The organism is Acinetobacter baumannii, from assembly GCF_009759685.1.
Taxonomy (GTDB): Bacteria; Pseudomonadota; Gammaproteobacteria; order Pseudomonadales; family Moraxellaceae; genus Acinetobacter; species Acinetobacter baumannii.
This window is the reverse complement of the sequence record NZ_CP046654.1, coordinates 1,445,002-1,459,763: the sequence shown is the minus strand read 5'-3', so window position 1 is coordinate 1,459,763 and position 14,762 is coordinate 1,445,002. Positions and strand designations below refer to the sequence as shown.

Here is a 14,762-nt window from a genome sequence, read left to right as displayed (position 1 = left end):
TCTATTTAAATTATTTGGGGAACACGGCATATGTACCGTGTTTTACTTCTTATTTCTTTTTAGCAAATGCGTTGTCTAAGTAGTCTTCAAACGCGTAGTAGTTAATGCGTTCATATAACTCTTTACGCGTTTGCATAATATCAACCACATTCTTTTGCGTGCCTTCTTTACGCAAGGTTTCATACACAGTTTCGGCTGCCTTGTTCATGGCACGGAAAGCAGAAAGCGGATAAAGCGCAAGGCTTACATCGGCAGATGCTAACTCTTCAGTGGTAAACAGTGGTGTCGAGCCAAACTCGGTAATGTTTGCCAAAATTGGTACGCCTGTCTTCTGAGCAAATTGCTTGTACATATCAAGCTCGGTAATTGCTTCAGGGAACAACATGTCTGCGCCTGCCTCAATATAGGCACCCGCACGGTCAATGGCAGCTTGTAAGCCTTCAACCGCTAACGCATCGGTACGCGCCATAATCACGAAGCTGTCATCACCACGCGCATCGACCGCAGCTTTAATACGGTCAACCATTTCTTCTTGAGTCACAATGGCTTTGTTCGGACGGTGACCACAACGTTTTGCACCCACTTGGTCTTCAATGTGCATTGCCGCAGCACCAAACTTGATAAGTGATTTCGTAGTACGGGCAATGTTAAATGCAGAAGCACCAAAACCTGTGTCAGCATCGACCAATAATGGAAGATCACATACATCAGTAATTCGGCGTACATCAGTCAACACATCATCAAGGTTACTGATTCCCAAATCAGGTAAGCCTAAAGAACCAGCTGCTACACCACCACCTGATAAGTAAATCGCTTTATAACCTGCACGTTTTGCCAAAAGTGCATGATTGGCATTGATGGTTCCCACCACTTGTAATGGCTTTTCTTGGGCTACGGCATCGCGAAATAGCTGACCTGCGGATTGTTTAGCCATTGTTATGTTCTCCTTGTGCTTGTAGCAGTGTTTGCTCAATAATTTTGTAAGAAGCATTGATATGTCGATGCATGAGCAGCTCGGCAAGTTCACCATCGCCTTCTGCAATTGCATCTAAAATACGGATATGTTCGTCCCAAGCTTTGCTTGGACGATCGGGTGTGTTTGAAAACTGAATTCGGTACATACGGATGAGATGATAAAGCTCATCACATAGCATTTTTTCTAGGGTTTTATTGCCACTACTTTTGATAATGCAGTAGTGAAAATCGTCCTGCCCTTCTTGCAAGTAATATCCTTTACCTGCTTTAAAGTTTTCATCTTCGGCATGCATACGTAAGACATCACGTAGCGCCAAAATTTGCTTTTTATCAATATGCTGTGCCGCAAGTTTGCAAGCTAAACCTTCTAATGACGCACGAATCTGGTAAAGCTCTTTAAACTGTTGCAGTGAGAGCGAAACCACACGCGCGCCCACATGTGCAGTACGCTCAACCAAACGTTGCCCTTCAAGGCGATGAATTGCTTCACGCAAAGGCCCACGGCTAATGCCGTAAGTGCGCGCCAGTTCAGGCTCGGAAATTTTGCTACCTGCCGGAATTTGACCTAAAACAATCGCCGTCTGTATTTGTTTAAATACATTCTCGGTCAGTGTTCTTCCCTGACTTTGTAGTGGCTCTGGTGCGAAGGTCAAATCTTGCATATTGTCGACAATTTTTAATCAATTATGAGTTTTATAGCGGTATGAATGAAAAAAATCAAGGTGATTGTTGACACTTTACAGAACGTATCAGGTCAATTTTTATCGTTTGGCCTGTTCTCTCACCTTATATTTAGAGCATTACACCACTTGCCAGTTAATATTTATAAAACAATAATTTAGTGTCAATTTATCTATAGTTTTATGACTCTTTCTTAGTTACTTTTTAGTCATTAAACTTTTGTTTCAAACTTTAGTCTACAACCAATGTATTACAGCAAGATTGTAGACAATCTGCTTGAATGAAAGCATGAGTTAGAAATTAGTTTCTATTTACCGTAATTTCTTTTAAATCTTTTTATCATTTTCATCCAGAAAATATCGATATTAGTGAAATTATCAGGTGCTTCACGGTAGCTTTATTGATACATTATTGAGCATCGACATAGTTGTAGCGTATTTTTCGAGACAGAAAAAACCCAGCACTATGCATATTGTTGAATGAAAGGACTTTTTTGATGTTTCAACATATCCCCCCATACGCAGGCGATCCAATTCTCTCTTTAATGGAACAGTTCAATGCTGATACTCGTTCTGAAAAAGTAAACTTGAGTATTGGTCTTTATTATAACGAAGACAGCATTGTTCCTCAGTTAGAGACCATTATCGAGGCACAAAAGCGTATTGAGCCTAAGAACGGTAAAACCAAACTTTATTTGCCAATGGAAGGCTTCAAACCTTACCGTGAAGCAATTCAAGCACTTTTATTTGGTGCAAACAGCCCAGCAGTTAAAGCTGGCCGTGCTGTAACCATCCAAACGCTTGGTGGTTCAGGTGCATTGAAAGTTGGTGCGGATTTCTTAAAAACTTATTTCCCAAATTCAGACGTTTGGGTGAGCCAACCAACTTGGGATAACCACGTTGCGATTTTCAATGGCGCTGGCATTAAGACTCATTTCTACCCATATTTCGATGCAGAAACGCGTGGTGTAGATTTTGACGGTATGCTTTCTACACTTAAAACTTTGCCTGAGCAAAGCATTGTGTTGTTGCACCCATGCTGCCATAACCCAACGGGTGCTGATTTAAACCCAGCGCAATGGGACCAAGTAATTGCAGTATTAAAAGACCGTAACCTTATTCCATTCCTAGACATCGCTTACCAAGGTTTTGGTGACGGTATGGAAGAAGATGCGTATGCAATCCGTGCTTTAGACCAAGCGGGTCTAAACTTCATTGTGAGCAACTCGTTCTCTAAAATCTTCTCTTTATATGGCGAGCGTGTTGGCGGCTTAACTTTCGTATGTGACGATGCAGAAGCTGCTCAGTGCACATTCGGTCAGTTAAAAGCGACTGTACGCCGTATTTACTCTAGCCCTCCTACAACAGGTGCTTGGCTAGTTGATGAAGTGTTAAATGACGCTGAACTTAACCAACAATGGCAAGGTGAAGTGAAAGAGATGCGTGAGCGTATTATCAAAATGCGTAGCATCTTGAAAGACGAACTCACTAAAGCATTACCAGACCGTGACTTTAGCTACCTTGTAAACCAGAAAGGTATGTTCAGCTACACAGGTCTAACTGCTGAGCAAGTTGATATCTTGCGTGAAGAATATGCAATCTACTTAGTACGTAGTGGCCGTATTTGTGTAGCAGGTTTAAACATGAACAATGTTTACACTGTTGCTAAAGCGATGGCTGAAGTGCTTGCTAAATCTGTAGAAGCTGCATAAATCATCTATAAAAAAAGGCGCTTCGGCGCCTTTTTTTATGTCTCGATATTACGATTTAGCCTTGCCCCAATATTTCAGTTTTGAGGTATGTCCAATCCCCACATTAAAGCTATTGGTTGGGTCGAGTTTTTGATAAAAGTTGGCTAAGGCAGGCTTGGCAATATAAAGATGCCCGACATTATGCTCTGCCGGATATTCAGCACGGCGCGCATCGAGTAATTTCCACATTTGATGTTCCATTTCTAAAGGGTCATTGCCCTTTTTAAGAATATAGTCTTGATGGAACACATGACAAAAGAAATGCCCATAATAGAGTTTATAGAGAATTTTGTTTTCCATCTCGGCTGGTAGTTGCTCTACCCATTCGCGGTCATTACGACGTAACGCAATATCAAGCGCCACAATATCTTCAACTTCACTACGGTGTGTATCGCGATAACGAATTGCAGCTCCTGCAATCGCAAAACGGTGTAAGAACGCCTTTCGACCTTCCTCTTCACTACATACGAAATAGTTGCCTGACTGATGCACTGCAAAATATTCTTTTAAAAACTGCTCGGTCTGAGCTTTTGAATTATTTTCAACACGTAACACTAAATGGTGCTCATAACGATCTCGATATTCGGTCATACGCTTAGGCAAATGACTCGGTAAAAAGAAGGTAATTGCCTGTAAAATCTGGTCTGTTAAACCTTTAATTTTAAATTTTTCTAAAAAGCCATCGACTTTGTCTTTCATCGCGAAAGCTTTTGGAACATTGGCTGTACCAAACTTTTCAATAAATAAGAAGGTGTCTTTTCCGTACTTTTCACCAATCAAATAAGCATCACGGTGAATATATTCGCCCGCAATTGGCAAGCTTGGCAGTGAGGTCAGTAAGTAGCGACGAATAGCCGTTAAATCATCGGCATCATTACTACCAATATAAAAAACACTGCTCTCTACTTTTTCATAGGTATCAAGGCGTACAGCAAACACACAGACTTTACCTGCCGAACCTGATGCTTCAAATAATCGTGACGGGTCTGCATTAAAACGAGCAGGCGTATCCTCATCCACTTGCGTCACATCGTGCGCATAACGATGGTCAGACGCCTGCTTTTCGCTATCATCTAAAATATCTACGGCTTTGTATTGCTGCTTCTCTAAACGAGTCAAAATTTCTTCGGGTGTCGAGCCCAAATTTACGCCTAAATGATTCACCAGCTCTAATTGACCAGCAGAGTTCACCTGAGCATATAACGCCAGTTCCGTATACGCAGGACCACGGCGTACCAGTGCACCACCAGAGTTATTACACACACCGCCGAGTACCGATGCACCAATACAAGATGAACCAATCACCGAATGTGGTTCACGATTATAGCCTTTTAAAATTTGCTCTAAATTATCTAAGGTCGCACCCGGTAAACAAATGACTTGCTTGCCGTCATGGATGACTTGAATACCCTTTAAACGGCGGGTACTCATCACCAAAACAGGACGATCATAGTCATCGCCATACGGAGTTGAACCACCGGTCAATCCCGTATTGGCCGCCTGCATAATCACAATACAGTCTGCCTCAATTGCAGCTTGGAGCACCTGCCATTGCTCTAGCAAGGTCCCTGGTACAACCACTGCAAGCACTTTCCCCTCACCAAAACGACGACCTTGACGGTACTGACGCGTACTTTGATCATCGGTCAAAACATAAGAACGCCCTACAATATTCTGTAAACGTTCGATCACTGCTTTAGGAGAAAATGTTTGCATGATGGTTTCCTTTTGGTCATCCATACCACATAGTTTTTTTAAATTTAGAGCAACACGACGTAGTCTTACAGGGAAAACTTCGATGTAAGCAGCTCATTGACGCTTAGCACCAGCAGCTAATCTCTAGGTATTAGATTTAATGCAAATTGGCGACGCATTGGCGGCAGGGATGCCGCCTGTTGAGCAACCGTACAAGGAAGTACGGTTTGCTCAACAAAAGGTTTTTGGTTACTTTTGACCTTTCAAAAGTGACAAATGCCTATACGTAAAACATCAGCAAATCACCAAATTTTGAGGCTGTGCTTACTGCTTCACTTACTATGTTTTAAAGTCCTTGTTTAATCGCCTGTACTAAACAATCCGCATTAATATCCGAAATCGACTTAGCACCCGTGAGCGTCATCGCAACACGCATTTCTTTATCAATCAAATCAAGCAAGTTCGAAACCCCTTGCCCACCTGCTGCTGCCAAGGCATACACAAACGCACGACCAAGTAAAACCGTATCGGCACCGAGCGCCAACATACGCACCACGTCTAAACCATTACGAATGCCTGAGTCAGCCAAAATGGCCAAATCACCTTTCACGGCATCGGCAATTGCAGGCAATGCACGAGCAGATGACATCACGCCATCTAACTGACGACCGCCGTGATTCGATACCACAATACCATCTGCACCAAAACGCACAGCATCTTTGGCATCTTCAGGGTCTAAAATGCCTTTAATCACCATTGGGCCATCCCAAAACTCACGAATCCACTCAAGGTCTTTCCATGAAATCGATGGGTCAAAGTTCGAGCCTAACCAGCCGATATAGTCTTCAAGCCCAGTCGGTTTACCTAAATATTTAGAGATATTACCCAAGTCGTGCGGACGACCCATTAAGCCAACATTCCATGACCAATGCGGATGAAATACTGATTGCATATAACGACGCATCGCAGCATTTGGCCCACTCATACCCGAATGGGCATCACGGTAACGTGCACCCGGCACAGGCATATCTACGGTAAACACCAGTGTTGAACAACCCGCTGCTTTTGCACGTTCCAAAGCATTACGCATAAAACCTCGATCGCGTAATACATAAAGCTGGAACCACATCGGACGGTTAATTGCAGGTGCAACTTCCTCAATCGGGCAAACAGAAACCGTTGAAAGCGTAAATGGAATACCTTTTTTATCGGCTGCCATTGCGGCTTGTACTTCACCACGGCGTGCATACATACCTGTTAAACCCACAGGCGCCAAGGCAACTGGCATCGACAGCGTTTCATTAAACAGTTTTGTCTCTAAACTCAACGCGGACATGTCATTCAGCACACGCTGACGCAATGCAATTTCTGACAAATCTTGTACGTTACGCTTTAAGGTATATTCCGCATACGCACCACCATCAATGTAGTGAAATAAAAATGGGGGTAAGCGACGTTGTGCCGCAGCACGATAATCATTGCCAGAAGAAATAATCATTTTGAATCAACTCTATTTAAACGATTTGCACGTTTCTGGCGAGCTTCATCTTCATCCAGAGAACGCACATGATTAATCACAAATTCAATATGACCGCAGACAGCTTGGCGTGCGGCCTCGGGATCTTTACGATCAATAGCATCCATCACCTGAAAATGCTGCTCGCTCAGCAAGTCACCATTTACGGGGTCGTTATAAACTTTCTTACGCCCTAACAAGACGTTGTATTGCAGCAAATCAAATAGACTTCGCATCATTTGAATCAGCACCACATTGTGAGATGCTTCAGCAATCGCTAAGTGGAATTCAGCATCCGCGACCGCAGCCTGTGCTGAGTCACCCGCATTTTGATGGCGACTAATTTCATTAAAATAATGATGAATTTTGGCGCGATCCTCAGGCGTTGAACGTAATGCGGCATACCATGCAGTCCCCCTTCGAGTACCAAACGCGCCTCTTGCACATCAAAACGGTATAACGGATCTTCTTCAATCAGGTTGCTGATTGGGTTCACAATCAGTTGCTGGGGCCATTGTTCAGGTAATTGCTGAATATAAGTTCCATCGCCACGGCGACTAATCAGTACACCTTGACTATTGAGCTGTTGAATTGCTTCACGTAAGGATGGACGAGAAACTCCTAAGCTAGTTGCAAGCTGGCGCTCGGCAGGCAAACGATCACCTTTTTTCATATGACGCTCTTCAATTAATGCCTGCAATTTCATGACCACTTGATCGGAGATTCTCATCGCGTTTCCTTCACTGGAGTTATGGAATCATCCACGGAACCAGATAAGCCTGAACCGTGATAATGATGCCAACAAAGACAGTGAATATGATGCTATGTTTTACCGTGAAACGGAACAAGTCAGACTCTTTTCCAACTAAGCCTACTGCGGCACAAGCAATCGCAATCGACTGTGGCGAAATCATTTTACCTGTCACACCACCACTGGTATTCGCAGCGACCAATAACACTTCCGGAATACCAATTTGCTGAGCGGTGGTTGCCTGTAATGCCGAGAACAAAGCATTTGAAGAAGTGTCTGAACCAGTAAGGAACACACCAAGCCAACCCAAAAATGGCGAGAAGAAAGTAAACGCATGACCCGTATGCGATAGAGCCAAAGCCAAAGTTGCAGATAAACCTGAATAGTTCGCAATAAAAGCAAATGCCAACACCATACCAATCGAGTAAATCGGTGTTTTTAACTCATTGAGCGTTTCACCGAAGGTTGTTACTGCCTCACTTGCTTTCCTTTTTAAGAAAATAACTGTGATGATCGCAGCAATAAAAATTGCAGTACCTGTTGCAGAGAACCAGTCAAACTTATAAATTGCTTCGTATGGTTTTATCTCGGACACAATCGGCGGCATTTTCTCGACCAATTTATGTAAATACGGCACTTCAAGTTTAAAAATCCAGTGTTCAAGAGCACCATCTTTTGCAAATAATGCTTTAAATGGCTTAACGCTCCAGATCGTGACCATTACCGTTAAAATAGCAAATGGAGACCATGCCTTTGCAATTTTGCCAATGCTATAACGTTGAACTGTTGTAGGTTGCTGAGTCAAAGTCTGACCTGCTTCAGGTTCAAAACGGAAAATATGTTTTGGTTTCCAAACACGGAATAACAACGTCAGGCTGACCAATGAAGCAATTGCTGCGGTAATGTCTGGTAACTCAGGGCCAATAAAGTTAGAGGTGAGATACTGAGCAATCGCAAAAGCACCACCACCGACCAATACCGCAGGCCAAGTTTCCTTAACACCACGCCAGCCATCCATAATCGCCATAATCCAGAACAGCACAATAATGGTTAAAAATGGCAACTGACGACCCACCATCTGGCTAATTTCCATAGTGTCTACACCGGAAACCTGCCCCGCCACAATAATTGGAATACCCATCGCACCAAATGCCACTGGCGCTGTATTTACAATTAAACATAAACCAGCAGCGTAAAGTGGCTTAAACCCTAAACCGACAAGTAGTGCAGCGGTAATTGCGACAGGAGCACCAAAGCCCGCAGCTCCTTCAAGGAAAGTACCAAATGCAAAACCAACGAGTAACATTTGCAGACGTTGGTCTTCGGTAATAGATAGAATGCTTGAGCGAATAACCTCAAACTGGCCTGTTTTTACCGAAATCTTGTATAGAAAAACTGCCCCGATAATGATCCATGAAATTGGCCATAGACCGTAGAAGAAACCGTAAATGATTGACGCAAAGGCCATTTGACCAGGCATTTGATAGAAAAATAGCGCAATCAGTAATGCAATAATAACTGTGCCCGTACCCGCGATACTGCCTTTTAAACGAAAAACAGCCAAGGCCAAAAAGAAGAAAATAATCGGGATTAATGCAACCGCACTAGACAGCCAAATATTATTTAAAGGGTCATAAAGTTGTTGCCACATATTGAGCATTGTCATCTCCTTGAAATGCCGGGGCGAATTTTTGTACCTTAAAATTTCAACATTCAACACAAATTGGTATGACCAATTAAAATTTAAGTGCAAATGTTTTTCCTTAAACCACAATGCGCATCATAAACACAGTTATTGGTAAGATCAATGATTAAATAATTACCATAATTGGTATGACCAATATAACTAAGAAAAATCAAGCTATTTCTAATTTATTTATTCGACTAAAGTCGTAAAAAAGCTTCCTTATAAACTTAAATATGACCTACAGAAATGAAGTGCAAAATTTGAATATAAAAACTATAAACGTACCAATTTGATGATCTATGTATAATGTGCACACAACTCAAACCACATGTATTGAATTGAATAATGACTACTTTAACGTGTTTTAAAGCTTATGATATCCGAGGCAAACTCGGCACCGAATTGAATGAAGAAATCGCCTATAAAATTGGCCGCGCTTACGGACAAATCTATAAACCAAAAACTGTGGTTGTAGGTTGTGATATTCGTCTAAGCAGTGAGGCTTTAAAACAAGCGACCATCCGCGGTTTAAATGATGCGGGTGTGAATGTGCTTGATTTAGGCATGACGGGTACTGAAGAAGTGTACTTTGCCGCTTTTCATTTAGACGTACAAGGTGGTATAGAAGTAACTGCGAGTCATAACCCAATGGACTATAACGGTATGAAATTGGTTCGAGAAAATGCTCGTCCAATTAGTGCCGATACTGGTTTAAAAGAAATTCAGGCTTTAGCAGAGACCAATAACTTTGAAGAAGTTAGCCAAAAAGGTACAACGCAAAGCTATAACATTTTGCCTGAGTTCGTTGACCATCTACTGACTTATATTGAACCTGCAAAAATCCGTCCATTAAAGTTAGTGGTAAACGCGGGTAATGGTGCAGCTGGTCATGTGATTGATGCCATTGAAGAAAAATTTAAAGCGCTTAATGTACCGGTTGAATTTATTAAAATTCATCATGAAGCAGATGGTACTTTCCCAAATGGCATCCCTAACCCAATTTTAATTGAAAACCGTGACAGTACCCGAAATGCTGTTCTTGAGCATAAAGCAGATATGGGTATTGCATGGGACGGCGACTTTGACCGCTGTTTCTTGTTCGATGAAAAAGGACAATTCATTGAGGGCTACTATATTGTTGGCCTATTGGCTCAAGCTTTCTTAATCAAACAGTCAGGCGAAAAAATTGTGCATGACCCACGTTTAGTGTGGAACACATTTGATATCGTCGACGAATACAAAGGTGTTGCTGTACAGTCAAAATCGGGGCATGCATTTATTAAAGATGTTATGCGTGAACACAATGCCGTATATGGCGGTGAAATGAGTGCTCACCACTATTTCCGTGATTTTGCTTACTGTGACAGTGGTATGATTCCCTGGTTACTCACCATTGCTCTACTCTCTGAAACAGGACAATCTCTCTCAACACTCGTTGAAAATATGATTGCCAAGTTCCCTTGTAGTGGTGAAATCAACTTTAAAGTAGTCGATACGCAAACTACGATTCAAAAGATTTTCGACTTCTATGCGAATCAAAATCCACAAATTGACCGTACCGATGGGGTAAGCCTCGACTTTGGCACATGGCGCTTTAACGTCCGTGCTTCAAATACTGAGCCTTTGTTACGTCTTAATATTGAAAGCCGTACAGATAGTCAAGCTCAGCCAATGCAATATTATGTAGATGAGTTGACTGGATTAATTCAGAACTAATTAAAAATAAAAAAGGAGCAAATCGCTCCTTTTTTATCCGAATTTAATTGTAGCCATTAGGATTCTGCTTTTGCCAATTCCAGCTATCCTTAAGCATATCTTCTAAGCCATATTGAGGTTTCCAACCCAACTCAGCAACTGCGCGAGCATTGTCCGCAAAAGAAGTCGCAACATCCCCTGCTCTACGTGGAGCGAACTCAAAAGCAACAGGTACACCATTCACTTGTTCAAAGGTATTTTTGACTTGTAAAACAGATGAACCATTACCTGTACCAATATTCCATGCACGGCAACCTTGCGCCTGTAAGCGGTTATTTAAAGCACATAAATGTGCATTCGCCAAGTCAACAACATGGATATAATCTCGCACACCTGTACCATCTATTGTATCGTAATCATTACCATAAATAGATAGTTTCTCACGGCGACCCACAGCAACTTGAGTCACATAAGGCATTAAATTATTTGGAATACCTTGAGGGTCTTCACCAATACGCCCACTCTTATGTGCACCTACAGGGTTAAAATAACGTAGTAAAGCAATAGACCATTTAGAGTCAGCTACTGAAAGTTTTTGTAATAATTGCTCAACAATTAGTTTTGTATATCCATAATTATTACTTGGCATACCTGTTGGCATTTCTTCATTCAGCGGAGAGGTATTTGCCTCATCATATACGGTCGCAGAGGAGCTAAATACTAATGTATAAACACCAGCTTTCTCCATTGACTTCACCAGTTGAATACTGCCTGCAATATTATTATCAAAATAAATAAGCGGTTTTTCCTGGCTTTCACCTACTGCTTTTAAACCTGCAAAATGAATAACCGCATCAATTGCATGCTCTTGAAACACTCGGTCAAGCTCACCAGAATTCCGAATATCACCCTCTACAAAAGTTAAACCTTTTTGAGTGATCTCTTGAACTCTATTTAAAGATTCTTTTGAACTATTTGAAAGATTATCAAATACAATAACTTCATGACCTGCTTCTAAGAGCTCTACACAAGTGTGCGAACCAATATAACCTGCACCACCTGTAACTAAAATTTTAGCCATCGACTTTTCCTAATAAAATTTTAATCAAACCACGTGTTGAAGCATCAAGTGTTGAAAGATCATTTTGAGCACCGTTTAAAATTGGAAGTAACTGATCAGCAATCTGCTTACCTTTTTCAACCCCCCATTGATCAAACGGATTAATATTCCAAATTACCGACTGAACAAATACCTTATGTTCATATAAGGCAATCAACATTCCTAAACTATATGGATTAAGTTCTTTTAAAAGTAATGTCGAGCTTGGCTGATTACCTTCATATTGTTTATAAATTGGTAAATTCTTTAATTCAGCTGAATCCAAAGCTTCATTGCCAAAAGCCAATAAACGTGATTGCGCCAAACAATTTGATAATGCGAGGTGATGTTGTTCAAACAATGCCTCAGCATTCTCTACATACGTAAAGTGATCTGCATTATAGCGTTGAATCGGTGCTATGAAATCACAGCTTACTGCCTGTGTTCCTTGGTGGAGTAACTGGTAAAATGCATGTTGTGCATTTGGGCCAACCTCACCCCATACAATCGGACAAGTATCTAATTCAACTTTTTGGCCATCACGTTGTACTGACTTACCATTAGACTCCATTTCAAGCTGCTGCAAATAGGCAGCAAAATACTTTAATCTTCCGTCATAAGGTAATACCGCATGGGTTTGAATATTTAAAAAATTATTATTCCAGATACCGAGTAATGCCATGAGAACCGGTATATTTTGCTCAAAGCTTGTATTTTGAAAGTGTTCATCGACAGCATGTGCGCCAGCTAAAAGCTGTTGAAAGCCATCTATACCAATCGTCAGAGCTATAGGGAAACCAATACAAGACCAAAGAGAATAACGACCACCTACCCAGTCCCAAAGCAACAACTGATTTTCAGGAGCAATACCCCAATCAGTCATTTTTTCAGCTTTTGTAGATACACCAATGAAGTGACTTTTTACAACGCGGTCATGCTTTCCTAAAGCTTTTTCAAGCCACTGACGAACTGTTTGTGCATTTGATAAGGTATCAATAGTACCAAATGACTTTGAAGAAATAATAAATAAAGTTGTTTCCGGACGCAGTTGATGGAGTAAGTCTGATAACTGGCTACCATCCATAGTCGAAACAAAGTGTACATTAAGTGGTTTGGCAGTTTTTACTTTAAAATCGCATAGTGCATGGGTCACCATTTGAGGCCCTAAATCGGAACCACCTACACCAATATTAACGACATCCTGAATCACTTCACCCGTAGCACCGCGGTATTGCCCAGCATGGATTTTTTCAACCAAAGCGTACATACGCTGTAATTGAGTATGAACCTGTTTTGTGAGTTCAGGAAATTTAGAATATTCCGATGGTAAACGCAAAGCCCAGTGCATAGCTGCACGCTGCTCAGTACAGTTGACTTTGTCTTGGGAAAATAAGCGCTCAATCCAGTGAGTTAATTGTTTCGTCTTTGCTAAAGCAAACAATTGTTCTAAAACACTTTTTGTTATACGGTGTTTACTATAATCAAAAACCAATTGATCGAACTTTACCGAATAGTTTTGAAAGCGGTCTTGCTCGGCTGCAAATAATTCTTTGATATGTAATTTTGAATTCTTCTCAACTAATGAATGAAGCTGTGCTATAGGCGAGACTAACTCTTTAGGAAACTTCTCGATAGATTTACTCATAATCGACCTACTCCTTCATAAGCGAAACCTTTTGCTTTCACATATGCCGGATCGTAAATATTACGCCCATCCAAAATAAGAGGATGCTGCATTACTTGTTGTAACTGTTTAAAATCAGGGCTCCAATATTGTTTCCATGCTGTCACTAAGCATAAAGCATGAGCTCCCTGTGCAGCTTCATATTGGTCAGCACATAAAACCAGATCTTCACGGTCTCCATAAGTTGTTGCGATCTCATCTAAGGCTTGTGGGTCATGCAAACGCACTTTTACCCCTTGTGCCCATAATGCAGCTAACAAAATATGAATAGGTGAGTTATGAGTGCTAGAGGTGTTTTCCTTAAATGAAGCCCCCCAGATCGCAACAGTTTTACCGCTCAAATCACAGTGATAATAATTCCATAATTTACGGAATAAAATTTCTTTTTGTTGCTCATTAATCGCCCACACTTGCTCTAGCAACCGACTTTTAGCCCCTGTTCCAGATACAGTACTCGAAAGCGTTAAAATATCATGTGAAAAGTTTTCACCACCAAATCCAACACCTGCCGACAAATAGGCTGCACCAATACGTGTATCTGCAGCAATACCATGTTTTACATTAGCAATATCAATACCGAGTTTTTCGGCCACCATTGCCAAATCATTCATGTAGCTAATACGGGTTGCCAACATTCCCGAAATGCTGAGCTTTGTAAATTCAGCATCTAAAATTGGCATAAATAAATATTGATAGCTAAAACGGAAAAAAGGACGTAACAGCTCTTGCATAGTGTCTTGAGCATAGCTCGATTCAACACCAACAATCACATGCTTTACATTCAGCACACTATTAATTGCATTTCCTTCTTGAATCACATCAGGAAAATAAACCCACTCATCTTTTGGCAAATGTTGTTTTAATTGATCCGTACCATGTAGACCAAAAGTAGAGCCATTGATCATTAAACGTGGATGAACTATCGGACGCTCGCTCAACTTTTCAACTGTTTTTAAAGCAAGCTCGATTTGTGTTGGGCTAAAACAAAATAAATAAACTTCAATATCTAAAGGAATTTCAGAAAAAGGACTTTCTTTTAAAAAACCTGCTTTTCTCTGTTTATTTAAATAATGATTAACTTCTTGATCTTGATAAGAAAGTATAGAAATGTTTTCTTCACAGGTGACACTTGTACACCAATAGATCTGATTGCCATATTCAGCTAATAATGCTGCCATTACACCAGCATGTAAGGTGGTTCCAAATACCGCGATTTTCATTGTACACCT

The 14,762-nt window shown here is 41.1% G+C and carries 10 protein-coding genes and 1 pseudogene; 2 read left to right on the top strand and 9 right to left on the bottom strand.

From position 1 onward, the window contains the following. Positions 1-49: 49 nt before the first annotated feature. The gene (prpB, locus tag GO593_RS06960; RefSeq protein WP_001118924.1) at positions 50-934 is read right to left on the bottom strand and encodes a methylisocitrate lyase; all 885 of its coding nucleotides are present in this window, start codon (positions 932-934) and stop codon (positions 50-52) included. Beyond that, the gene (locus GO593_RS06955) at positions 927-1,637 is read right to left on the bottom strand and encodes a GntR family transcriptional regulator (RefSeq protein WP_001153627.1); all 711 of its coding nucleotides are present in this window, start codon (positions 1,635-1,637) and stop codon (positions 927-929) included. The genes prpB and GO593_RS06955 overlap by 8 nt, the downstream gene beginning before the upstream one ends. A 515-nt stretch (positions 1,638-2,152) precedes the next feature. Here GO593_RS06955 and GO593_RS06950 point away from each other — a divergent pair. Continuing rightward, positions 2,153-3,367 carry an amino acid aminotransferase gene (locus GO593_RS06950; protein WP_000486246.1) on the top strand — a complete coding sequence of 405 codons (1,215 nt, stop codon included), beginning with the start codon at positions 2,153-2,155 and terminating at the stop codon, positions 3,365-3,367. A 48-nt stretch (positions 3,368-3,415) separates the two neighbouring features. On the opposite strand, the gene dld is transcribed toward GO593_RS06950, so the two are convergent. The 4 genes and pseudogenes from dld to lldP all read right to left on the bottom strand — a co-directional run bounded on the left by dld (position 3,416) and on the right by lldP (position 9,034). Then, positions 3,416-5,122, bottom strand: coding sequence for a D-lactate dehydrogenase (dld, locus tag GO593_RS06945; protein WP_001193008.1), 1,707 nt, complete (start codon positions 5,120-5,122; stop codon positions 3,416-3,418). A 325-nt stretch (positions 5,123-5,447) separates the two neighbouring features. Continuing rightward, entirely contained in the window at positions 5,448-6,599 is a 1,152-nt protein-coding gene (gene lldD, locus GO593_RS06940; RefSeq protein WP_000587282.1) for an FMN-dependent L-lactate dehydrogenase LldD, read from the bottom strand. After that, positions 6,596-7,329 (bottom strand): annotated as a pseudogene (gene lldR / locus GO593_RS06935) (transcriptional regulator LldR). Before lldR ends, lldD begins: the two are co-directional and overlap by 4 nt. 37 nt (positions 7,330-7,366) lie before the next feature. After that, positions 7,367-9,034 carry an L-lactate permease gene (gene lldP / locus GO593_RS06930; RefSeq protein WP_171056823.1) on the bottom strand — a complete coding sequence of 556 codons (1,668 nt, stop codon included), beginning with the start codon at positions 9,032-9,034 and terminating at the stop codon, positions 7,367-7,369. A 366-nt stretch (positions 9,035-9,400) separates the two neighbouring features. Here lldP and GO593_RS06925 point away from each other — a divergent pair, with 366 nt between their 5' ends. Further along, complete coding sequence (locus GO593_RS06925; RefSeq protein WP_000209960.1) at positions 9,401-10,771, top strand: phosphohexomutase domain-containing protein; 1,371 nt, start codon at positions 9,401-9,403, stop codon at positions 10,769-10,771. Between the two features lie 43 nt (positions 10,772-10,814). On the opposite strand, the gene galE is transcribed toward GO593_RS06925, so the two are convergent. Genes galE through GO593_RS06910 form a run of 3 tightly spaced genes read right to left on the bottom strand, consistent with a single transcriptional unit; the run spans position 10,815 to position 14,753 of the window. Next, positions 10,815-11,831: a UDP-glucose 4-epimerase GalE gene (gene galE, locus GO593_RS06920; protein ID WP_001062908.1), complete on the bottom strand. Its 1,017-nt coding sequence runs from the start codon at positions 11,829-11,831 to the stop codon at positions 10,815-10,817. Beyond that, complete coding sequence (gene pgi, locus GO593_RS06915) at positions 11,824-13,494, bottom strand: glucose-6-phosphate isomerase (RefSeq protein WP_000045496.1); 1,671 nt, start codon at positions 13,492-13,494, stop codon at positions 11,824-11,826. The genes galE and pgi overlap by 8 nt, the downstream gene beginning before the upstream one ends. Further along, positions 13,491-14,753: a nucleotide sugar dehydrogenase gene (locus GO593_RS06910; RefSeq protein ID WP_000686128.1), complete on the bottom strand. Its 1,263-nt coding sequence runs from the start codon at positions 14,751-14,753 to the stop codon at positions 13,491-13,493. The genes pgi and GO593_RS06910 overlap by 4 nt, the downstream gene beginning before the upstream one ends. Positions 14,754-14,762: the final 9 nt, after the last annotated feature.